General features: G+C 73.5%; 19 protein-coding genes. 16 read left to right on the top strand and 3 right to left on the bottom strand.

Annotation, left to right across the window (positions count from 1 at the left end; translation table 11 throughout):
- The first annotated feature begins 75 nt into the window (after window positions 1-75).
- The 3 genes from ACPZVR_RS16625 to ACPZVR_RS16635 all read left to right on the top strand — a co-directional run bounded on the left by ACPZVR_RS16625 (window position 76) and on the right by ACPZVR_RS16635 (window position 4141).
- Window positions 76-1239: a CaiB/BaiF CoA transferase family protein gene (locus tag ACPZVR_RS16625; protein ID WP_436700723.1), complete on the top strand. Its 1164-nt coding sequence runs from the start codon at window positions 76-78 to the stop codon at window positions 1237-1239.
- Window positions 1240-1504: 265 nt separating this feature from the next.
- A complete protein-coding gene (locus ACPZVR_RS16630) occupies window positions 1505-2962 on the top strand; it encodes a DEAD/DEAH box helicase (protein WP_436700724.1) in 1458 nt (485 codons plus the stop codon).
- Between the two features lie 153 nt (window positions 2963-3115).
- Window positions 3116-4141: an alpha/beta hydrolase gene (locus ACPZVR_RS16635; RefSeq protein WP_436700725.1), complete on the top strand. Its 1026-nt coding sequence runs from the start codon at window positions 3116-3118 to the stop codon at window positions 4139-4141.
- Here the strand turns inward: ACPZVR_RS16635 and ACPZVR_RS16640 are convergent.
- On the bottom strand, window positions 4133-4885 hold the full coding sequence (locus tag ACPZVR_RS16640; protein WP_436700726.1) for a MerR family transcriptional regulator: 753 nt from the start codon (window positions 4883-4885) through the stop codon (window positions 4133-4135). The two genes, ACPZVR_RS16635 and ACPZVR_RS16640, sit on opposite strands and share 9 nt — an antisense overlap.
- 113 nt (window positions 4886-4998) lie before the next feature.
- On the opposite strand from ACPZVR_RS16640, the gene ACPZVR_RS16645 reads away from it, so the two are divergent.
- From ACPZVR_RS16645 to ACPZVR_RS16680, 8 genes are all read left to right on the top strand, one after another.
- Window positions 4999-6210: an acetyl-CoA C-acetyltransferase gene (locus ACPZVR_RS16645; RefSeq protein ID WP_436700727.1), complete on the top strand. Its 1212-nt coding sequence runs from the start codon at window positions 4999-5001 to the stop codon at window positions 6208-6210.
- Between the two features lie 60 nt (window positions 6211-6270).
- A complete protein-coding gene (locus tag ACPZVR_RS16650) occupies window positions 6271-8460 on the top strand; it encodes a 3-hydroxyacyl-CoA dehydrogenase NAD-binding domain-containing protein (protein WP_436700728.1) in 2190 nt (729 codons plus the stop codon).
- A gap of 124 nt (window positions 8461-8584) precedes the next feature.
- Window positions 8585-9787 (top strand): LCP family protein, encoded by a 1203-nt coding sequence (locus ACPZVR_RS16655; protein WP_436700729.1) that lies wholly within the window; start codon window positions 8585-8587, stop codon window positions 9785-9787.
- Between the two features lie 76 nt (window positions 9788-9863).
- On the top strand, window positions 9864-11120 hold the full coding sequence (gene rocD / locus ACPZVR_RS16660) for an ornithine--oxo-acid transaminase (protein ID WP_436700730.1): 1257 nt from the start codon (window positions 9864-9866) through the stop codon (window positions 11118-11120).
- Window positions 11121-11256: 136 nt separating this feature from the next.
- Window positions 11257-12036, top strand: coding sequence for an SDR family NAD(P)-dependent oxidoreductase (locus ACPZVR_RS16665; protein ID WP_436700731.1), 780 nt, complete (start codon window positions 11257-11259; stop codon window positions 12034-12036).
- A gap of 5 nt (window positions 12037-12041) precedes the next feature.
- Complete coding sequence (locus ACPZVR_RS16670; RefSeq protein ID WP_436700732.1) at window positions 12042-13115, top strand: phosphotransferase family protein; 1074 nt, start codon at window positions 12042-12044, stop codon at window positions 13113-13115.
- Window positions 13115-13795 (top strand): histidine phosphatase family protein, encoded by a 681-nt coding sequence (locus ACPZVR_RS16675; protein WP_436700733.1) that lies wholly within the window; start codon window positions 13115-13117, stop codon window positions 13793-13795. Before ACPZVR_RS16670 ends, ACPZVR_RS16675 begins: the two co-directional genes overlap by 1 nt.
- A gap of 11 nt (window positions 13796-13806) precedes the next feature.
- Complete coding sequence (locus ACPZVR_RS16680) at window positions 13807-14892, top strand: VanZ family protein (RefSeq protein WP_436700734.1); 1086 nt, start codon at window positions 13807-13809, stop codon at window positions 14890-14892.
- On the opposite strand, the gene ACPZVR_RS16685 is transcribed toward ACPZVR_RS16680, so the two are convergent.
- Window positions 14876-15637 (bottom strand): SDR family oxidoreductase, encoded by a 762-nt coding sequence (locus ACPZVR_RS16685; RefSeq protein ID WP_436700735.1) that lies wholly within the window; start codon window positions 15635-15637, stop codon window positions 14876-14878. The two genes, ACPZVR_RS16680 and ACPZVR_RS16685, sit on opposite strands and share 17 nt — an antisense overlap.
- A 221-nt stretch (window positions 15638-15858) precedes the next feature.
- On the opposite strand from ACPZVR_RS16685, the gene ACPZVR_RS16690 reads away from it, so the two are divergent.
- Window positions 15859-16593 carry a calcium-binding protein gene (locus tag ACPZVR_RS16690; protein WP_436700736.1) on the top strand — a complete coding sequence of 245 codons (735 nt, stop codon included), beginning with the start codon at window positions 15859-15861 and terminating at the stop codon, window positions 16591-16593.
- A 135-nt stretch (window positions 16594-16728) separates the two neighbouring features.
- Here ACPZVR_RS16690 and ACPZVR_RS16695 read toward each other — a convergent pair whose 3' ends face one another.
- The gene (locus ACPZVR_RS16695; RefSeq protein ID WP_436700737.1) at window positions 16729-17352 is read right to left on the bottom strand and encodes a hypothetical protein; all 624 of its coding nucleotides are present in this window, start codon (window positions 17350-17352) and stop codon (window positions 16729-16731) included.
- A 142-nt stretch (window positions 17353-17494) separates the two neighbouring features.
- Between ACPZVR_RS16695 and ACPZVR_RS16700 the strand changes: the two genes are divergently transcribed.
- The 4 genes from ACPZVR_RS16700 (at window position 17495) to ACPZVR_RS16715 (ending at window position 22377) form a co-directional block, all read left to right on the top strand.
- Entirely contained in the window at window positions 17495-18160 is a 666-nt protein-coding gene (locus ACPZVR_RS16700; protein WP_436700738.1) for a PadR family transcriptional regulator, read from the top strand.
- Window positions 18161-18304: 144 nt separating this feature from the next.
- Window positions 18305-19024 carry an ABC transporter ATP-binding protein gene (locus ACPZVR_RS16705; RefSeq protein WP_436700739.1) on the top strand — a complete coding sequence of 240 codons (720 nt, stop codon included), beginning with the start codon at window positions 18305-18307 and terminating at the stop codon, window positions 19022-19024.
- Window positions 19021-21627 (top strand): FtsX-like permease family protein, encoded by a 2607-nt coding sequence (locus ACPZVR_RS16710; protein WP_436700740.1) that lies wholly within the window; start codon window positions 19021-19023, stop codon window positions 21625-21627. Before ACPZVR_RS16705 ends, ACPZVR_RS16710 begins: the two co-directional genes overlap by 4 nt.
- 123 nt (window positions 21628-21750) lie before the next feature.
- A complete protein-coding gene (locus ACPZVR_RS16715; protein WP_436700741.1) occupies window positions 21751-22377 on the top strand; it encodes a TetR/AcrR family transcriptional regulator in 627 nt (208 codons plus the stop codon).
- The last annotated feature ends 37 nt before the right edge of the window (window positions 22378-22414 follow it).

Here is a 22414-nt window from a genome sequence, read left to right on the forward strand (position 1 = left end):
GAACGGTGCTTTTGGGCAGGGACTATCGCCGGAAGCTGACAGCAAAAGTGTCACGGTTGTGCGAGGATCGGCGGTATGACGTTCGCGCTGGGTCAGGGAACCGGTCCGCTGCAGGGCCTCAAGGTCGTCGAGATCGCCGGCATCGGGCCGAGCCCGCACGCCTGCATGATCCTGGCCGACCTGGGTGCCGACGTGATCCGCGTGGAGCGGCCCGGCGGGCAGATGCTGACCGGCGGCTCGCACGACCTGCTCAACCGCGGCCGCCCGAGCGTGGCCCTCAACCTCAAGGACCCCGAGGCGGTCGCCACCGTCCTCGACCTCGTCGAGCAGGCCGACGTGCTCGTCGAGGGGATGCGGCCGGGCGTGGCGGAGCGGCTCGGCTTCGGCCCCGAGGAGTGCCACGCGCGCAACCCGCGGCTGGTCTACGGCCGGATGACCGGCTGGGGCCAGGACGGCCCGTGGTCCCAGGCCGCCGGCCACGACATGAACTACATCGCCATCACCGGCACCCTGCACGGGCTGGGCCAGGTCAAGGACAAGCCCCAGTTCCCGACCAACCTCGTGGGCGACTTCGGCGGCGGGTCGACGTACCTCGTCATCGGCATCCTGGCGGCGGTCCTCGAGGCGCGGACGTCCGGGCAGGGCCAGGTCGTCGACGCCGCGATCGTCGACGGGACCGCCAACCTCAACGCCATGACGTCGGCCTTCCTGGCCGGCGGCGGCTTCAAGGAGGAGCGGGTCGCCAACCTGCTCGACGGCGGCGCGCCGTACTACGACATCTACGAGACCGCCGACGGCGAGCACATGTCGGTCGGCGCGCTGGAGCCGCAGTTCTACGAGCTGTTCGTCGAGCTGCTGGGCATCAAGGACTCCGCCCCGGACCGCTTCGACCTCGCCCGGACCGACGAGCTGCGCGAGCTGATCACCACGACGTTCAAGAAGAGGACCCGCGACGAGTGGTGCGCGATCTTCGACGGCACCGACGCGTGCGTGGCACCGATCCTGCGGATGAGCGAGGCGCCGCACCACGCGCACATCAAGGGTCGCGAGGTCTTCGTCGAGCACGATGGGATCGTCCAGCCGCAGCCCGCCCCGCGGTTCTCGCGCACCCGCGCCACGCTCTCGCACCCGCCCGCTCCCGGCGCCGGCGCGCACACCCGGGAGGCGCTCGCGGCGTGGGGCGTGCAGGACGTCGACGGCCTGATCGAGCGGGGCGCGGCGGTGCAGCTCGAGGACTGACGCCGGGTACGAGGGTCGGCGTGTCACATCCCACGTCGCGGTTCGGCCCGTCGATTCCCGTCGCCGTGGCGTGAGCCCCTAGGCTGAGAGCACAGATCCGGCCGGTCTTGCCCCGGATCCCGGCGCACCGCACCGCACCATCTCGTGGCCGCGCCCCTCACCCGAGGCACCGCTCCACCGCTCGTCACCGGACGAGCAGCGCGGCGAGACGCCCACTGAGGGGATCGCGCCGTCCTGCGCGCAGCGGTCCCCGGAGAGAAACACCGTGACCACCACCTTCGCCGACCTCGGCGTGCCCACCGCCCTGCTCGACGTCCTGGCCGCCGACCGGATCACCGTCCCGACGCCGATCCAGGCCGCCACCCTGCCCGACTCTCTGAAGGGCCGCGACGTCCTCGGCCGCGGCCGCACCGGCTCCGGCAAGACCTACGCCTTCGGGCTGCCGCTCGTCGCCCGGCTGATCGCCGACGGCCCGCCGCGGCGGCCCGCCGCGAAGCGCCCGCGCGCGCTCGTCCTGGCCCCGACCCGCGAGCTCGCCTCCCAGATCGCGGCGACCGTCGCGCCGCTCGCGACGGCCGTCGGGCTGCGCACCACCACCGTCTTCGGCGGCGTCGGGCAGGGCCCCCAGGTCTCCGCGCTGCGTGACGGCGTCGACATCCTCATCGCCTGCCCCGGCCGGCTCGAGGACCTGATCGGCCAGGGCCACTGCAGCCTCGCCGACGTCCGCGTCACGGTGCTCGACGAGGCCGACCACATGGCGGACCTCGGCTTCCTGCCCGCCGTACGCCGCCTCCTCGACCAGACGCCGAAGGGCGGTCAGCGGATGCTGTTCTCGGCGACGCTCGACAACGCCATCGACGTCCTGGTGAAGCGGTACCTGCGCGAGCCGGCCGTGCACGAGGCCGACTCGGCCCAGTCGCCGGTCGCGAAGATGGACCACCACGTGCTCCATGTCGAGCGGGAGCAGCGGCTGCCGGTGCTGCTCGACCTGGTCAGCGCCCCCGGCCGCACCGTGGTCTTCACCCGCACCAAGCACGGCGCCAAGGCGCTGGCCCGCCAGCTCAACAAGAACGGCGTGCCCGCCGTCGACCTGCACGGCAACCTGAGCCAGGGCGCCCGCACCCGCAACATGGAGGCCTTCCACAGCGGTACGGCGACCACGCTGGTCGCCACCGACATCGCGGCCCGCGGCATCCACGTGGACGACGTCTCGCTGGTCGTCCACGCCGACCCGCCCGCCGAGCACAAGGCCTACCTGCACCGCTCCGGCCGCACGGCCCGCGCCGGTGCCGCCGGCACGGTCATCACCTTGATGACGAGTGAGCAGCGCGGCGACGTCCGGGCACTGACCCGGGCCGCCGGGATCACCCCGACCACCACCCGGGTCCAGGGCCCCGACCACCCGGTGCTGCAGGACCTCGCCCCCGGCGAGCGGACCCGCCCCGGCGGCATCGACCTCACCCCGGCGGCGCCCCAGGGCGGCAACGGCGGCGGCAACGGCGGCGGCCGGCGTCGGTCGTCGGCCAAGAAGCCCGCGGCGCGGGGCGCCGGCGCGGCCAAGCCGGCCGGTCAGGGCTCCGGTCGCCGCGGTGGCGCGAGCGCCGGCGGTGCCCAGCCCGCCGGCGCGAAGTCCGGCGGCGGCAACCGCAACCGGTCGCGCTCGCGCGGCTCGGGCCGTGGTGGCGGCCACAGCGCCGCGGACTTCAGCTCCGGCCGGCGCTGACCCAGGCAGCTGTAACTACCTGTCCTCGTCACTACCGCACCCGTAGACCGGTGCGGTAGGAGCCCGAACAGATCGTTACAGCTGCCGTTCCGCGACCCGCCGACGCCGATCTCGGGCACAATGCACTCCGGGCGCGACGGGCGAGGAGTCGGGATGCGGCGATGGCTGGCCGGAGGCACGGCGCTCGTGGCCGTCGTGATGACGGCGCGGCGGTGCCGGTCGATCCTGGCGGTGGCGCCGGAGCTGCGGCCGTGGAACGCGTTCGTGCCGTTCTCCATCGGCAGCGGCCGCGAGCTGGCCCTGCTGCGCCGGCTCTACCCGGACACGGCGGAGCCGGCGCCCGGGGTCGACGTCGAGACCCATGACGTCGACGGCGTACGGATCTTCGTCCACCGTCCCTCGCGCCCGGCCTCGGTGCCGCGGGCGGCGCTGCTGTGGCTGCACGGTGGCGGCCTGATCGCGGGGACGGCGGCGGCCGACCACGGCCTGTGCGGGCGCCTCGCGGCGGAGCTGGACCTGGTGGTGGTCGCGGTCGACTACCGGCTGGCACCCGAGCACCCGTGCCCGGCGGCGCTCGAGGACTGCTATGCGGCGCTCCGCTTCCTGCATGCCGCGGCCGGCGAGCTGGGCGCGGACCCCGCGCGGATCGGCATCGCCGGGGCGAGCGCGGGCGGGGGACTGGCCGCGACCCTCGCGCAGCTGGCGCTCGACCGCGGCGAGGTGCCCGTCGCACTGCAGCTCCTGCTGTACCCGATGCTCGACGACCGCACGACCCTGCGGCGCCCCGCGCGCGGCGTCGGTCGGGTGGGGTGGACGCCGCGCTCCAACCGGTTCGCGTGGCGCGCCTACCTGGGCCGGCGCCCGCGCAGCTCCGACGCGCCGCCGTACGCCGCCGCCTCCCGGCGCGGGGACCTCACCGGCCTCCCGCCGGCGTGGCTCGGCGTCGGCGAGCTCGACCTGTTCCGCGACGAGACCGTCGCCTACGGGCGCCGCCTCGCCGAGGCCGGCGTCCCCGTCGAGGTCCACGTCGAGCCGCGGATGTTCCACGGCGCCGACCTGATGTTCCCGGACGCCCCGCCGATGCGCCGCTTCCGCGCCCGCCTGGACGCGGCGCTCGCCGCGGGGCTCGCCGCGGGGCTCGCCGCGGGAGAGCCGGCGGACGGCCTCGGGTCAGCGTGAGCGGCGCGGGGAGCGCGCGGCACGGGCGACCGCGGCCTCGTACGCCGTCACGAGGCCGCCGACCGAGAGCGGCTTGAGCCGCTCCATGATCTCGCGGAAGTGTCCGGAGGTGGCCGCGTCGTCGTACAGCGGCGCGAGCTTGTCGTTGATGACCTCGTAGAGCTCCTTGGCCATCTGCTCGCCGTGCTCCTGGTAGACCGCGGCCGCGGCGACCGCGACCTCGCGCGGGAACCCGAGCTCGAGCAGCCGCACCCCGATGGCGAGCTGGTTGCTCGCGACGAGGTAGGACGCCCCGCGCAGACGGAGCACGCCGAGCGCCTGCAGCGTGGCGATGTCCTCGGCGGACAGGGCGCGGCCGGCCTTCTGCTCCAGCTGGGCGCGGTCCATCTCGACCGGCAGGTCGGACTGCCAGGGCGCGAGCATGGTGCGCGCCAGGGCGATGTCCTCGGGGGTGGCGTCCTCGGGGATGCCGGCGACATAGCGCTCGATGGCGGAGAGCGTGAAGCCGTGGCTCTGCAGCTCCAGCACCAGCTCGATCCGGGCGATGTGGACCGCCGAGTAGTAGCCGGAGCGGCCGCGGCGGATCGGCGGCGGGACGAGGCCGCGTGAGGTGTAGAACCGGACCGTCCGCACGGTGAGGCCGACCCGGGCGGTGAGCTCCTCGAGGGTGAGGAGATCCGGTGCCGGGTCCTCGCCGGATGCGTCGTGGGTCACACCGTCCGACGGCCCCTCGCTCTTGACCATGACAGTAATAGTGTCACAATCGACCCCAGAACACCTCCTGGTGCGGCGCGTCCGTCGATCGCCGTACTCCACCGCCGAACCAGGCACGACACCTCACAGGAACTAGGACGGTCATGGCAGAAGCATTCGTGTACGACCACCTCCGCACGCCGCGCGGCCGGGGCAAGGCCAACGGCTCCCTCCACGAGGTGAAGCCTGTCGACCTCGCGGTCGGACTGCTCGACGCCGTGCAGGAGCGCAACCCCGGTCTCGACACCCACCGCATCGACGACGTGATCCTCGGCGTCGTCTCGCCCATCGGCGACCAGGGCGGCGACATCGCCAAGACCGCGGCCATCGCCGCCGGCCTGCCGGACACCGTCGCCGGCGTCCAGCTCAACCGCTTCTGCGCCTCGGGCCTCGAGGCCGTCAACCAGGCCGCCGGCCGGGTCCGCGGCGGTTTCGAGGACCTCATCGTCGCCGGTGGCGTCGAGTCGATGAGCCGGGTGCCCATGGGCTCCGACGGCGGCGCCTGGGCCTCCGACCCCGCCACCGCGTTCAAGGCGGGCTTCGTGCCGCAGGGCATCGGTGCCGACCTGATCGCCACCATCGAGGGCTGGAACCGCGAGGACGTCGACGCGTACGCCGCCGAGTCGCACCACCGGGCCGCCAAGGCGCAGGCCAACGGCTACTTCGACGGCGCGATCATCCCGGTCAAGGACATCAGCGGCCTCACGATCCTCGACCGCGACGAGACCGTCCGCCCCGACACCTCCGTCGAGGGCCTCGCCGGTCTCAAGCCGTCGTTCGCGCAGCTGGGCGCGGACGCCGGCTTCGACGACGTGGCGCTGGAGAAGTACCACTGGCTCGAGAAGATCAACCACGTCCACCACGCCGGCAACTCCTCGGGCATCGTCGACGGCGCCGCGCTGACCCTGATCGGCAACGAGCAGGTCGGTCAGGACCTCGGCCTCACCCCGCGGGCCCGCATCATCGCGACCGCGGTCTCCGGTGCGGACCCGATCATCATGCTGACCGGCCCCGCCCCCGCGGCCCGCAAGGCGCTGGCCAAGGCCGGCCTCGAGGTCGGCGACATCGACCTGTTCGAGATCAACGAGGCGTTCGCCGCGGTCGCCATGCGGTTCATGCGCGACATGGGCATCGGCCACGACATCACCAACGTCAACGGCGGCGCGATCGCCATGGGCCACCCGCTCGGTGCGACCGGCGCGATGATCCTCGGCACGCTGATCGACGAGCTCGAGCGGCGTGACCTGCGCCGCGGCCTCGCCACGCTCTGCGTCGGCGGCGGCATGGGCATCGCCACGATCGTCGAGCGCGTTTAGTCCGATCTGGGCCGAGCTCCACCACAACTCTCGAACCTCTCGAACTCTCAAGGAACGACATTGAGCACCGACACCCAGACCGCGGTCCGCTACGACCGTGACGCCGACGGCATCGTCACCCTCACCCTCGACGACCCCAACCAGAGCGCGAACACGATGAACGAGCTCTACCGCGAGTCCATGGCGGCCGCGGTCGAGCGCCTGTACGCCGAGCAGGACGACATCACCGGCGTCGTGATCACCTCGGCGAAGAAGACCTTCTTCGCCGGCGGCGACCTCAAGCTGATGGTCCAGACCACCAAGGAGAACGCCGGCGACGTGTTCGCCCAGTGCGAGAGCATCAAGGCCGCCCTGCGCCGCCTCGAGCTCTTCCCGAAGCCGGTCGTGGCCGCCATCAACGGCGCCGCGCTCGGCGGTGGCTACGAGATCACCCTCGCGACCCAGCACCGGATCCTGGTCAACGACCCGAAGGTCAAGGTCGGCCTGCCCGAGGCGACCCTGGGCCTGCTGCCCGGCGGCGGCGGCGTCACCCGCGCCGTACGCAAGTGGGGCCTGCAGACCGCCCTGATGGATGTGCTGCTCCAGGGCACCCAGTTCAACCCGGAGAAGGCGCTGGAGAAGGGCGTCGTCGACGAGCTCGTCGCCACCCGCGAGGAGCTGGTCCCGGCCGCCAAGGCGTGGATCAAGGCCAACCCCGACGCGGCCCTGTCGCCGTGGGACGCCCCCGGCTACAAGATGCCCGGCGGCACGCCGAAGTCACCGGCACTCGCGGGCTTCCTTCCCGCCTTCCCGGCCCTCCTCCGCAAGCAGCTCAAGGGTGCCGACTACCCGGCGCCGCGCGCGATCCTCTCGGCCGCCGTCGAGGGTGCGCAGGTCGACTTCGACACCGCCTCGCGCATCGAGTCGCGCTATCTCGCCAACCTGGTCGTCAACCAGGGCTCGAAGAACATGATCCAGGCGTTCTTCTTCGACCTGCAGGCGATCAACTCCGGCTCGCTGCGTCCGCAGGGCATCGAGCCCTACAAGGCCAAGAAGGCCGTCGTCCTCGGCGCCGGCATGATGGGCGCCGGCATCGCGTACGTGCTGGCCAAGTCGGGCGTCGAGGTCGTCCTCAAAGACATCTCCGTCGAGGCGGCCGAGAAGGGCAAGTCCTACTCCACGGGCTTGCTCGACAAGGCGATCTCGCGGGGACGCTCCACGGAGGAGAAGAAGGCCGAGCTGCTCGGCCGGATCACCGCGACCGACGACCCGGCCGCCGCGGCCGGCGCCGACCTCGTCGTCGAGGCGGTCTTCGAGGACCCGTCCCTCAAGGCGAAGGTCTTCGCCGAGATCCTGCCGCACCTGGCCCCCGACGCGCTGCTGTGCTCGAACACCTCGACGCTGCCGATCACCGAGCTCGCCGCCGGCCTGGAGGACGAGGCGGACCGGCCGCGGTTTATCGGCCTGCACTTCTTCAGCCCGGTCGACAAGATGCCGCTCGTCGAGATCATCGCCGGCAAGGAGACCTCCGACGAGGCCCTCGCCAAGGCGTACGACGTCGTCCTGCAGATCCGCAAGACGCCGATCGTGGTCAACGACAGCCGCGGCTTCTACACCTCGCGCGTCATCGGCTACATGGTCAACGAGGGCATGGCGATGCTCGCGGAGGGTGTGGCGCCGTACTCCATCGAGCGGGCCACCACCTCCGCCGGCTACCCGGCCCCGGTGCTCCAGCTCTCCGACGAGCTCAACCTCGAGCTGATGGCCAAGATCGCCAAGGCCACCGCGGACGCGAACCCCGACCAGCCGGTCCACCCGGGCCAGCTCGTCGTGGGCAAGATGCTGGAGGCGGGGCGCGCGGGCCGCCTGCGGGGCGCGGGCTTCTACGACTACGAGGACGGCAAGCGCGGCTCGATCTGGGCCGGTCTCGCCGAGCTGTTCCCCGTGGCCGAGGAGCAGCCGCCGATCGAGGACATCCGCGACCGGATGCTCTTCGCCGAGGCGCTGGAGACGGCGAAGACCTTCGAGGAGGGCGTGATCACCTCGGCGGCCGCCGCCAACATCGGCTCGATCATGGGCATCGGCTTCCCGCCGAACACCGGCGGTGCCGCGCAGTTCATGACCGGCTACGAGGACAAGGCCACCGGCGAGATCGGGCTCAACGCCTTCCTGAAGCGCGCCGACGAGCTGGCCGCGAAGTACGGCGACCGCTTCCAGGCGACGCCCTGGCTGCGGGAGCTGGCCGCGAAGGGCGAGGGCTTCCCTGCCTGATCCTGTGGAGAAGTCCCTGGCTGGGACGACAAAACTCATGCCTGGACGAGGAAGTTTCCTCGTCCAGGCATGAGTTTCTCCGGCCGGCCGGTGAAACTCCCACCTCCCGGCTACCGTCTGCGCCATGGAGGGTTCTCGCCGGACGGTGCTGCGGACCATCGCGGCGAGCCTCGTCGCGCTCGGCCTGCTCACCGGCCTGGGCGTCGTGTTGGTCTACCAGAACTGGAACAACAACCTCGAGCACCCGAGGGTCGTGGGCAAGAACCGGCCCGAGAAGGAGACCACGGCGCTCAACATCCTGGTGATGGGCACCGACAGCCGCAGCTGCGAGGGCTGCCGGATCGACGAGGAGGCCGGTGGCGGCCTGTCCGACACCACGATCCTGTTCCACCTCTCGGCGAACCGCGAGTTCGCCTACGGCATCTCGATCCCGCGCGACACGGCGGTGATGCGGCCGACCTGCTACCGCGCCGACGACAGCGAGATCCCGGCGGCGACGGCGTACGACAAGTGGAACGTCGCCTTCCAGGTCGGCGGGCCCGGCTGCACCCGCCAGCAGCTGGAGCAGCTGACCGGCATCCACGTCGACAAGTTCGTCGTCGTCGACTTCAACCAGTTCAAGGACATGGTCGACGCGCTGGACGGCGTGGAGATCTGCGTCCCCGAGGAGATCGACGACACCACCGGCAACATCCACCTCGACGCCGGGACCCGGGAGGTCGACGGCGAGGAGGCGCTGGCCTACGCACGCGTGCGCTACGGCATCAGCGGCGGCATCGACCCCTACCGGACGCGGCGCCAGCAGGCGCTCATCGGCGCCATGATCGACAAGGCCCTCACCCGCGGCATGCTGGCGCGTCCGGACCGGCTGGCGGGCTTCATCAGCGCGGCGACCACCGACCTCCAGACCGACTTCAAGACCGTGGCCGCGATGGCCAAGGTCGCCGCGAGCGCCCAGAGCATCGACGCCGCGGACATCAAGTTCATCACCACGCCCTGGACCCTCGAGACCGACAAGGTCAGCGGGGGCGTCGAGTGGCTGCCGTCGGTCGAGCGGCTGTGGCGCCTGGTCATCGAGGACCGGCCGCTCACGCGGGAGTTCCTCGGCCAGGCGATCAGTGCCGGCGACAGTCCGGACGGCAGCGGCGCCTCGGGTACGCCGGGGTCCGCGTCCGCCCCGCCGACCGGCTCGGCGTCCGGCTCGGCGTCCGTGCCGACCGCCAGCTCCCACGCCACACCGTCTCCGGACCCGTCCCCGGACCCGTCGGGCGGCACGTCGGGCGGGCTGTCGGACGACGACCGCGCCGCCGCCGGCCTCTGCAGCTGATCGCGGTTCGCGAGCGCGGCGACCCGGTCCGGCGCATCCTGGAGTCATCCCCACCGCCGGCACCGAAGGGAGCACCATGACGACGACCACGCGGGCCACGCAGGACCCGGGGGCGGCCGACCCCACCCGCTGTCATCTCGACCTGACCGAGACCTACGCCGCGCACAACTACCACCCGCTCCCGGTGGTCCTCGCCTCCGGCGAGGGTGCCTGGGTGACCGACGTCGAGGGGCGGCGCTACCTGGACTGCCTCGCGGGCTACTCCGCCCTCAACTTCGGCCACGGCCACCCCCGCCTGGTCGCGCGCGCGGCGGAGCAGCTGCAGCGACTCACGCTGACCAGTCGGGCGTTCTACAACGACCAGCTCGGGCCCTTCGCGCAGGCATTGGCCGAGCTGACCGGCAAGGACATGATGCTGCCGATGAACTCCGGTGCCGAGGCCGTCGAGACGGCCATCAAGGTGAGCCGGAAGTGGGGCTACCAGGTCAAGAGCGTCGCGCCCGGCACGGCGCGCATCGTCACGATGCGGGGCAACTTCCACGGCCGGACGACCACCATCGTCGGCTTCTCCGACGATCCCGACGCGACGGCCGACTACGGTCCGTTCACGCCGGGCTTCGTCGGCGTGCCGTACGGCGACATCGATGCCGTCGCCGCCGCGATCGACGACGCCACGGTGGCGGTGCTCGTCGAGCCGATCCAGGGCGAGGGCGGGGTGGTCCTGCCGCCCGAGGGCTTCCTGCGCGCGCTGCGCGGGCTGTGCACCGAGCGCAACGTCCTCATGGTGGCCGACGAGATCCAGTCCGGGCTGGCCCGCACCGGCCGCACCTTCGCGTGCGACCACGAGGACGTCGTCCCCGACGTCTACGTGCTCGGCAAGGCGCTCGGCGGCGGGATCTACCCGGTCTCGGCCGTCGCCGCGGACCGGGCGGTGCTCGGCGTCGTCCGGCCGGGTACCCACGGCTCGACGTTCGGCGGCAACCCGCTCGCCGCGGCGATCGGCCACGAGGTGGTCCGGATGCTGGCGACCGGCGAGTTCCAGGAGCGGGCGCGGGTCCTCGGCGCGCGGCTCGAGGAGGGCCTGCGCGGGTTGGTCGGGCGCGGGCTGTCCGCCCTCCGCGTGCGCGGCCTGTGGGCCGGCGTCGACGTCGACCCGGGGCTGCTGACCGGCCGGCAGGTCTGCGAGGACCTGATGCGGCACGGGATCCTCGCCAAGGACGCCCACGGCTCGACGGTGCGGTTCGCGCCGCCCCTCGTCTGCACCGAGGACGACATCGACCTGCTCGTGACCGCCCTGCGGGCGGTGCTGGCCGACGCACTAGGGAAGCGCTGATCAATGTCGCGGCGCGCAGCAGGCGAGATTGATCAGTGGTTCCCTAGATGATTGATGCGCGGGGATCGTGCTGCGAGCGGTGCCTGGCGCCGCGCAGCGTGCGAGACCCGTGCATCAATCATCTAGTGTCGGCCGGGTGACCGACCAGCCGCAGCAGCACCAGCGCGTCCTGATCACCGGCGCGGCCTCCGGGCTCGGCGCCGCGCTCGCCCGGGCGTGGGAGGACCGGGGCGCCGACGTGCTCCGCACCGACCGCGCCGCCGCCGACGGGATCCTCCCCCTCGACGTCACCAGCGACGCCGACTGGAGCGCCGCCCGCGCGCACGTCGAGCGGACCTGGGGCGGGCTGGACGTCCTGGTCAACAACGCCGGCATCGCGGGCGGCGGCCGCCTCGACGTCTCGGGGATCGACGAGTGGCAGCGCCTGGTCGACATCAACCTGCTCGGCGCGGTCCGCGGCACCGCCACGTTCACCCCCGTGCTCAAGCGGCAGGGGAGCGGTCGGATCGTCAACATCGCCTCGCTCGCCGGGCTCGTCCACCCCGCCGGCATGGCCGGCTACAACGCCACCAAGGCCGCGGTCGTGGCGCTCACGGAGACCACCGGCCACGAGCTCGCCGCCTACGGCGTCACCGCCCACGTCGTGTGCCCGTCGTACTTCCGCACCAACCTGATGTCCGCCGTCGAGGGCCGCGACGCCGCCTTGCAGACCGTGATGACGAAGCTGGTCGAGGACAGCCCCGTCAGCGCGGACGACATCGCCGCGGCAGTGCTCGCCGGGATCGACGCCGGCACCGAGCTGATCGTGCCCGACGACGCCGCGCGGGCGGCGTACCAGCTCAAGCTGGGCGACCGGGCGGCGTACGACGCGGTCATGCGTGCCCAGGCGCGCAAGCTGGAGGCGGTGGCCGAATGACGGGGATGAGCGGAGGGAGCGACGAGTCGCGCCCGGTCCGCGACGAGGACGCCTTCGACGTCGCGGCCGTCGAGGCGTGGCTGGACCGCGGGCCGATCATCGAGGTCCGCCAGTTCCCCGGCGGGGCGTCGAACCTGACCTACCTGCTGCGCATGCAGGACGGCCCCGAGCTGATCCTGCGCCGCCCGCCCGTCGGCACCAAGGCGAAGGGCGCCCACGACATGGGCCGCGAGTACCGCATCCAGGCCGCGCTGAAGCCGGTCCTGGACCAGGTGCCGGCGATGGCGGCGTACTGCACGGCCGAGGAGAGCCCGATCGGCAGCGAGCTCTACGTGATGGAACGGCTCGAAGGGCTGATCCCCCGCCGGGACTTCGGCTTCCCGGTCACGGCCGAGCAGGCGTCCGCGCTGTGCGATGCCGCCGTCGACCTGCTGGTCGCGCTGCACGCGATCGACGTCGACAGCGTTCCCGGCCTGGCCGCGCTCAACAAGGGCGAGGGCTACGTCGCGCGCCAGGTCGCCGGCTGGATCGCCCGGTTCGGCGACGCGCGCACCGACGACACCGGCGACTGGTCCGACATCACCGGCTGGCTCGACGCCCACCAGCCCGCCGACGTGGGACAGCGGATGATCCACAACGACTTCCGCTTCGACAACATGGTCCTCGACGCCGAGGACCCGACCCGGATCATCGGCCTCCTCGACTGGGAGCTCGCCACGGTCGGTGATCCGCTGATGGACCTCGGCTGCGCGCTGGCGTACTGGGTCGAGCCCGAGGACGACGAGTTCTTCCTGCTCTTCCGGCGCCAGCCCACGACCGCGCCGGGCATGTGGACCCGCCGGCAGGTCGTCGAGGCCTACGGCGACCGCGCCGGCCTCTCGCTGACACCCGCGCAGTGGAGCTTCTACGAGGTCTTCGGCCTCTTCCGGCTCGCGGTCATCGCCCAGCAGATCTGGTACCGCTACGTCCACGGCCAGACCACCAACGAGGCGTACGCCGCGTTCGGCCCGGCCGTCGGCTATCTCGAGGGGCGCTGCCGGCGGATCGTCGCCGGGTCGGCCGAGGCGGACGGCGTCTGATGGGCGTGCTGCTGCTGGTGCGTCACGGCCAGGCGTCCTTCGGTGCCGACGACTACGACGTGCTCTCCGAGAACGGCTGGGAGCAGGGCCGGGTCCTCGGCCGCTGGCTCGCCAAGGAGGGACCCGAGCCGGTCTCCGTCGTGCACGGCGGGATGCGCCGCCACCGAGAGACGTGGGAGGCGATCGCCGACGGCGCCGGCTGGACCGGGCTCCCGGGCTCCCCGCGGGCCGAGGTGGACGAGGACTGGGCCGAGTTCGACCACCTCGCGGTCCTGGCGCGCTTCGCGGAAGCGACCGGAGCAGTCGTCGACCACACCACCGACCGGCGCGCCTTCCAGGAGCAGTTCGAGGTCTCCACGGCGCACTGGGCGGCCGCCGGACCCGACGGCGGCTACCCCGAGCCGTACGACGCCTTCGTCGGCCGTGCCCGCAGTGCCCTCGACGCCGCGGCCGCCCGCCCCGGCCCCGCCCTGGTCGTGACGTCGGGCGGGGTGATCGCCGCCCTCGCCGCGCTGCTCGTCGTACCGGATCCATCGGCCGTGGGCCCGGTCTGGGCGCGGTTCAACACCGTCATCGCCAACACCTCGGTCACCCGGGTCATCGTCGGTGCCACCGGCGCGCGGCTGCTGACGTTCAACGAGCATCCGCACCTGCCGCGTCCGCTGGTGACCTACCGCTGAGCCTGGATCCGATGTCCGACCAGGTGATGAACGCCGTTATCGCGACCGGCCTCGGGACCGTCGTCGCGGTGGTGCTGCTGCTGCCGGTGGCCGCGGTGGAGTACCGGCGCGACGGGCGCCTGGGGCCGCACGACCTCCTGGTGCTGCTCTCCGGTGCGGTCTACGCACTGGCGCTGTGGACCTACACCCTGCTGCCGATGCCGGCGGACGACGACTACGTCTGCGTCGGTCGCCAGACGGTCCCGTTCGACACGATGCGTGCGATCGACTGGGGCGACCTCGGGTCCCGGGCCGGGCTGTCCGCGCTGGTGCACGACGCCGCCTTCGTGCAGGTGGCGCTCAACGTGCTGCTGTTCGTGCCGCTCGGCTGGTACGTGCGGCGGATCGCGCGACGCGGCGTCGTGGTGGCCACGCTCCTCGGGTTCGGGATCTCGCTGCTGATCGAGACCACCCAGGCCACCGGCGTGTGGCACCTCTACGACTGCGCCTACCGGCTCTTCGACGTCGACGACCTGATGATCAACACCCTCGGCGCGGCCCTCGGCTCGCTGGTGTCGGCGATCTTCATCCGCCGGAAGCGGCCGGAGGCGGTGTGGCCGAGTGCGATCACCCTCGGCCGACGGCTGGTCGGGATGGTCTGCGACGTCCTGTTCGTGGTGCTGCTCGGCTCGGCGCTGTCGGTGGCCTGGCGGGCGGTGCAGCTGTACGTCGTCGAGGTGCCCGTCGAGGACCTGCCCACCACACCGGAGCGTCTGCTGCAGTGGGGCGTCCCGGGCCTGATCGAGGCCGCCGCCGTACTCCTCGGCGGACGGACGGTCGGCGAGTGGGTGGTGGCGGTGCGCACCGTCCGGCGGCGCGGCCCGGTCCCGCTCGCGCGGCTGGTCAAGCTCGCCACCGGCGTGGGCCCGATGATCGTGCTGCTCGCCGTGCCGGGCACGTGGACGGGGTCGGCCCTGCTGCTCTTCGTGGTCGTCACCGTCGTCGCCGCGATCCCGCGGGCGGGCGGGCACCGCGGCCTCGCGCACGCGGCCGCGGGCCTCGACCTGGAGATCGTGCTGCCGCGCTCGGCCCGCGACCGGGTCAGATCAGCCGCTTGAGCACCCCGAGCGGGGCGTGCCTCATCACCGGCGCCAACGCGGCCCACGGCCACCGTGGCACGCAGGCGTCGGCGACCTCCTTCTCGATGGCCGCGACCATCGCCCGCACGCCCTTCGCGGTCGAGCACATCAGCGGCGTGCGCTGGGCGACCTGGTCGTTCATCTCGGACCGGATGTAGCCCGGGTAGAGCACGCTCACCTTGATCCGCTCCTGCAGCCGGGTGCCGTGCAGCTCGGTCCGCAGTCCCTCGGCCAGGTGCGCGACCCCGGCCTTGGTCGCGGCGTAGGTCGTCATCGCGGACGGCATGCCGCGCGCCGCCGACATCGACGACACCATGACCAGGTGCCCGGCCTCCTGCGCGCGGAAGATCTCCATCGCCGCCTCGGTCTGGGCCAGGGCGCCGACGAAGTTGGTCATCGCGGTCTCGAGGTTGGCGTCGAAGCGCCCGGTGCCGAGCTTCGCGCCCTTGCCGAGGCCGGCGTTGACGACCACCCGGTCGAGCCGCCCGAGCTCGTCGCGCAGCTCGCCGAAGACGCGGAACACTGCCGCGTGGTCGGTCACGTCGAGCGCCCGCAGCGCGACCCGCCGTCCGGGATGCGCCTGGAGGATCTCGCCCGCCAGCTCCTCCAGGCGCTCGGTACGGCGCGCGGCCAGCGCGAGGTCGTAGCCCAGGTCCGCGAACTGGCGGGCCATCTCGGCGCCGAGTCCGCTGGACGCGCCGGTGATCAGGATGGTCTGTGCCATGGCGTCAGTCTGGCGCAGCGTCCTCGTCCCCGCGCCCGACCCACGCCGTCGCGACCATCCGACCGTCCTGCCCGCTCCGCCCGTCACGATCCTGGCCCGGGGCGGCGGGGAGCGGCCGGTCGCCGCGACCGCCCGGGCCCGGTCGAACGACGCGCTGGGGGTGCGCTCCCGGCCGCCGGCAGCGTCGATGACATCCTGCCCTGGTGCGACAGGGTGCGGGGATGCGGAGAGCTCGGGTCGCCGCGGCGACCGTGGTGCTGGCGGCCGGCGTCGGACTGGCCGGAACGGCGCCCTCGCCGGCGCGGGCGCCGGTGCCGACGTGCGCCGGCAAGCGGGCGACCGTCGTCGACCCGTCGAAGGGCGACGACCGGATCGTCGGCACCCGGGGGCGCGACGTGATCGTCGCCGGGCGGGGCAAGGGCCGCGACGTCGTCGTCGGTCTCGACGGCAACGACCTGATCTGCGGGGACGCGCGGACCCGGGTGTTCGGCGGCCCGGGCGACGACACGGTCCACGGCGCCGGGAGCGCCGACGGCGGCAAGGGCGCGGACCGCTTCTACGGCGTCGGCACCGCCCGCGGCGGGAAGGGCGCCGACCGGTACTGGGCGCCCCTGGGGGCAGGCTCCTTCGACGGCGGCCCGGGCTACGACCGGGTGAGCTTCTACGACGGGTACGTGCCGGGGATGACGTCCGGCGTCTACGTCAACCTCGCCACCGGTCAGGCCAGCGCCGAGGCCGAGGTCGGGGGAGTGCGGTTCCGGACGGCGCTCGCCGGCGTCGAGGAGGTCCGGGGCACCCCCGACGACGACCTCATCCTGGGCGACGCCTACGACAACGTGCTGCGCGGCGGCGCGGGCAAGGACGTGCTCAACGGTCGCGGCGGCCACGACACCGTGATCGGTGGCCGCGGCAAGGACTCCTGCACCGGCGAGATCCGCCAGAGCTGCGAGCGGTAGGGCTCAGCCTGACCTGCCGGTCGCGCGCCGCCGCGTGTAACTATCTGTTCGCGCCACTGCCGTACCGGTCTACGGGTGGGGGAGGGGCGCGAACAGGTAGTTACAGCCGCGCGGGGGGCGTGCGAGCGGTAGGGCTCAGCCCATCTTCCGCGCGGCGACCCGGGCCAGCCGGACGAACGGCGCCTTGCGGACCTGGTCCGGCGTCTCGACGGTGAGCACGAGCAGCCGCTTGCCCTGGCGGACCGCGACCGTGAGGTAGTTGCGGTTCGGCAGGTTCTTCTCCGGCGCGAAGGTCTCGGTGGTGCGGAAGCCGACGCGCTGGTCACCGAGCCTCGGCACCCGCACCGGCTGCACCGTGGTGTCGACCCCGGCCCAGTGCTGGCCGCAGTCGCGCACATAGGCCCGGAACGTCGCGTGGAGCCGGCGGGCCGCGGCCTTGCTCGGGAACCGGATCACGCGCGCGCTCACCGCGCGGTCGCCGGTGCTGCTGACGCCTCCGAACTCCTTGCCCGAGGTCCCGTCGACCCGCTCCCAGGTCGAGCAGACGCCGTCGTAGTAGGTGAGCGTCCGGTTCCCGAACCGGCCGAGGGGGACGCTCTTGAACGCCGGGAACGCCCGGACGACGTCGGCGCGGTTCGGCACGTCGGCACCGTCCACCCGGGGTGCGGCCGCCTGCGCGGCGGGCACGGCAGCGGCCAGCAGGCCGGTCACGGTGAGTGTCACGAGCGTGAGGAGGGTGGCGAGGCGAAGGCGGTGCATGGGATCCCTTCCGGAGGCCGACATCTCCAGCCCGCTACCCCGCGCGCGACGCCGGCAAACGACGTCCGCGGGTTCCCGCCCTTGGCTATACCGGGTATACAGTTTCTATACCCGGTATGTAATCACCTCCGAGGAGTCCCCGATGTCCGTGAAGCACGCCCTGCTGGCGCTGCTCGAGCAGCAGCCGATGTACGGCTACCAGCTGCGCGCCGAGTTCGAGCAGCGCACCGGCACCGCCTGGCCGCTCAACGTCGGGCAGGTCTACACGACCCTGACCCGCCTCGAGCGCGACGGCCTGGCGCTCGCCGCGGGCGAGGACGACGAGGGCCACGTCGTGTACCGGATCACCGACGCGGGCCGCGACGAGGTCGCGACCTGGTTCACCACGCCCGTCGCCCGCACGCAGCCGCCGCGCGACGAGCTCGCGATCAAGCTCGCCCTGGCGGTGACGGTCCCCGGCGTCGACGTCGGCACCGTCATCCAGCAGCAGCGCAGCGCGACGATGGCGGCGCTCCAGGACTACACCCGGCTCAAGCGCCGGGCGGCGGGCGGCCCGGACGCCACCGGCGCCACCGGTGCCCCCGGTGGCGCGGACGAGCGCGCCGACCTCGCGTGGAGCCTGGTCCTGGACTCCTTGGTGTTCGGCGCGGAGGCCGAGATCCGGTGGCTCGACCACTGCGAGGCGCGCCTGCGGCGCGCCGCGTCCGAGCGGGAGGCCGCCGGGGCGCGGCCGGACGAGGCCCCGTCGCCGTCCCGGCCCGAGGCCGGCCAGCCGGCCGGCGGGTCTCCCGGGCGGAGCCGGCGATGAGGCGCCGGTGAGCCCCCCGGTGGATCCCCGATTCGAAGACCAAGCCCGCCGTCTCGATCGCGCCGAGCGACGCTGGCTCGCCGACGCGCGGGCCCGCCTCGAGCGCATCCGCGCCGACCGACTCCTCTCCCGAAAGGCCGAGCGATGAACCCCGTCCTCCAGCTCACCGACGTCACCCGCACCCACGGCGAGGCGCCGCACGAGGTGCGTGCTCTGCGCGGCATCTCGTTCGCCGCGTATCCCGGCGAGCTGGTCGCCGTGATGGGCCCGTCGGGATCGGGCAAGTCCACGCTGCTCACCATCGCCGGCGGGCTCGACCGGCCCACCAGCGGAGCGGTGAGCGTCGAGGGCGTCGACCTCGCCCGCCTCGACCTCCAGGGCCGGGCCCGCATGCGGCGTACCTCCGTCGGCTACGTCTTCCAGGGCTTCAACCTGATCCCGGCCCTCACCGCCGCCGAGAACGTCGCGCTCCCGCGGGAGCTCGACGGGGTGGCCCCGCGCCGGGCCCGGGCGGAGGCGCAGCGGGCACTCGACGAGGTGGGGATCGCCGACCTCGCCGACCGGTTCCCCGACGACATGTCGGGCGGACAGCAGCAGCGGGTCGCCATCGCCCGGGCCGTCGTGGGGGAGCGCCGGCTGATCCTGGCCGACGAGCCGACCGGCGCGCTGGACACGGAGACGGGCGAGGGCATCCTCCAGCTGCTGCGTGCGCGGTGCGACGCGGGCGCGGCCGGTGTGCTGGTCACCCACGAGGCGCGTCATGCCGCCTGGGCCGACCGGGTGGTCTTCCTGCGCGACGGCGTCGTCGTCGACGAGACCGGCACCGACCGGGTCGAGGTCCTGACCGAACCGGCCGGCCGATGAGCGGCGCACGCATCGGTGGCTGGCGGGTGGCGCTGCGCCTGGCCCGACGCGAGGCGCTGCGCCGGCGCGCGCAGACCGCGCTGATGTTGGTCCTGGTCTGCCTGCCCGTGCTGGCCGTCGTGGCGGCCGCCGTCGTGTGGCGCACCGCGGACGTGTCCGGCGCGGAGGGCGTCGAGCGCCGGATGGGTACGGCGGCCGCGCTGGTCTACGGCAGCGGCACGACGCAGGTCGTCCAGTCGTTCGACCCCGACGGCACGACCTCCTGGATCGGCGAGGAGGAGCATGTCTCGACCGCCGCGGAGGTCCAGCAGGTGCTGGGCGCCGACCGCCCGCTCCTCCCGATCGCCCGGGAGTACCTCTCCTACGCCACCGACCGCGGCGTCGGCGACGTCGTCGTCACCCAGACCGACCTCGCCGACCCCCTGGCCCGCGGCCTGTTCCGGCTCGAGGACGGCCGGCTGCCGCGCGCCACCGACGAGGTCGTCGTCAACCCCGCGCTGGTGCGCCGCGGCCCCGGGCTCGGCGAGACCCTCACCGCGCTGCGGCGTGGCTCCGACGGCGAGACGCGCACGGAGCTGCGGATCGTGGGGATCGTCGAGAGCGCCACGACCCGCGACGAGGCCGTCGCGGCCGTCCTGCCGGGAGCGGTCGGCACCCCCGACGCCCCGCCGCAGTGGCTGGTCGGCGGCGCACCGGTGAGCTGGGACGACGTCCGCGCGCTCAACGCCGTCGGGCTGCTCGCCGCCTCCCGCCAGGTGCTCTCCGACCCGCCTCCCGCGTCGGCGCAGCCGCCGGAGGTCGTGAGCGACGAGCCGGTCGACGAGACCGCCCTCACGGCCCTGGTCCTCGTGGTCACCATGGTGCTGCTCGAGGTGGTGCTGCTCGCCGGCCCGGCCTTCGCCGTGCGGGCCCGGGCCCAGGCCCGCGCGCTCGCCCTCGTCGCGGCCGCGGGCGGCACGCCCGCCCAGGCCCGGCGCACCGTGCTGGCGTCGGGAGTGGTGATCGGCCTGCTCGGCGGCGTGCTCGGCACGGTGCTCGGCATCGGGCTCGGTGCCCTGCTGGTCCCCGTCGCCCAGCGCCTGCAGGGCACCTGGTTCGGGCCGTTCGAGGTGCCATGGCCGCTCCTGCTCGCGGTCGCCGGCTTCGGCCTCGTGGCGGCCGTCCTCGCGGCGGTGGTGCCGGCGTACTCCGCCTCCCGCAACGACGTCGTCGCCGTCCTCGCCGGTCGTCGTGGGGAGGGGCGGACCTCCCGGCGCTCACCGGTGCTCGGCCTGGTGCTCATCGCCGCGGGGGTGCTCGCCGGCCTGGTCGGCTCACGGGCGAGCGGCGCCTCGCCCGCCCTGGTCGGCGCGTCCGCGCTGCTGTCGGTCGTCGGGATGATCCTGCTGGTCGCGACGGTGGTGGCGGCGGTGGGCGGCGCGGCCCGCCGGTTCCCGCTCGCGCTGCGCTTCGCGGCACGCGACGCCGCTCGGCACCGAACCCGGACCGTGCCCGCCGTGGCGGCCGTCGGCGCGACGGTCGCCGGCGTGATCGCCCTCGGCATCGCGCTCAGCAGCCAGCAGGCGGCCGACGAACGTGACTACGAGCCCCGGCTCGCCCACGGGTACGCCGTCACGACGCTCGGCCCCGAGAGCGACGTCGACGTCGTCGCGGGTGTGCTCGCGAAGCGCCTTCCGGACGCCCGGGTCGAGGAGGTCGCCGGGATCCGCGGTGGGCAGGAGGGGACCTGGGTCGAGCTGACCATGGAGCAGGAGGGCGAGCCGGTCGTGCTGCCCACGTTCGGCAGCTTCGGCACGTCCTATCTTGTGGGGTCCGCCGTGCCCGCCGCGCTCGGCCTGTCCGGCGCCGAGCGGGCCGCGGCCGAGGAGGCGCTCGCCTCGGGTCGGGTCGTCCTGTTCGGCGACGCCGCCGAGCTCGCCGAGCGGCTGCGCGCGGTCGTCCGGGTCACCGACGACGCGACGGAGGAGGTGCTCGACGAGCGCACTCGGGACGTCGCGGTCACCGTGGTGCGTCCGCCCTCGGAGCTGCCACCGGCCGCGGGCGTCCTGCCGTCCGCCCTCGCCGACGAGCTCGGGCTCACCACGGGCACGACGGCACTGGTCGTCGCGCCGACCGTGGACGAGTCGGCCGAGGCGGATCTCGCCGAGGCGCTGGCGACCGTGGCGGGCGTGGGCGAGCTCCACGTCGAACGCGGCTTCGAGCCCGAGCCGGCGGCGCGGATCCTGCAGTGGGTGCTCGCCGTCCTCGGCGGCGTGATGATGCTGGGTGGCACGCTGACCGCCACCTTCCTCGCGCTCTCCGACGCCCGTCCCGACCTGGCCACCATGGCCGCGGTCGGAGCCCGGCCCCGGACCCGACGGCGCGTCGCGGCGTCGTACGCCCTCGTCGTGGGGCTGGTCGGCGCCCTGCTCGGCGCGCCCGTCGGCTTCGTGCCGGGCATCGCGGTCAGCCGGCCGCTCTCCCGCGGCGACGACGGCGCGACCCTCCTCGCCGTCCCGTGGCCGCTGCTCGCGATCGTGATCGTCGGGCTGCCGCTGCTCACCGCCGCCGCGGTCGGGCTGTGCGCGCGGAGCCGGTTGCCGCTGGTGGCGCGGATCGACTGACCACGTCGGGTGGGGTCGGGTGGGTGAGCGTGCCCTGGAGGTCACTCTCACTCACCCGACCCCACCCCGGAACAGTTAAAGTCAGGCTTGACTGTTTGTTTGTCCGCCGGCATGCTGGCGGGCATGAGTACGCCGGCCGCCACCCGCGTCCCCCAGGAGGAGCGCACCCGGGCGATGCGGCAGCGGCTGATGGATGCGACCGTCGAGCTGCTGGTGGAGAAGGGCTTCGGGGGGACGACGACGACGCTGGTCTCCGAGCGCGCGGGCGTGAGCCGGGGCGCGCAGCTGCACCACTTCCCGACCAAGAACGACCTCGTCGTCGCCGCGGTCGCGCACCTGACCGCGATCCGCGGCTCCGACCTCGAGGCGGCGGTGGCGAGGCTGCCGCGAGGCCGGGGGCGCACCGAGGCCGTGGTGCAGATGCTCGGCGACCACTTCGCCTCGCCGGTGTTCACCGCCGCGCTCGAGCTGTGGGTGGCCGCGCGCACCGACCCGTCGCTCCACGAGGCCGTCGCGCCGCTGGAGCAGCACGTCGGCCGCGAGACCCATCGGCTCACCGTCGAGCTGCTCGGCATCGACGAGAGCCGGGCGGGCGCCCGCGAGCTGGTCCAGGCGACCCTCGACCTGGTGCGTGGCCTCGGCCTCGCCAACACGCTCGGCGACGACGCCCGTCGGCGTCGCCGGATCCTCACCGAATGGGCGCGCACGCTGGACCGCGCGCTCCAGGACCCCCAGGGAGACGACCGATGAACCACCCCCGCCGCTTCTCCGCTCCCCCGCTTCACTC

The organism is Nocardioides segetis (assembly GCF_051390595.1).
Taxonomy (GTDB): domain Bacteria; phylum Actinomycetota; class Actinomycetes; order Propionibacteriales; family Nocardioidaceae; genus Nocardioides.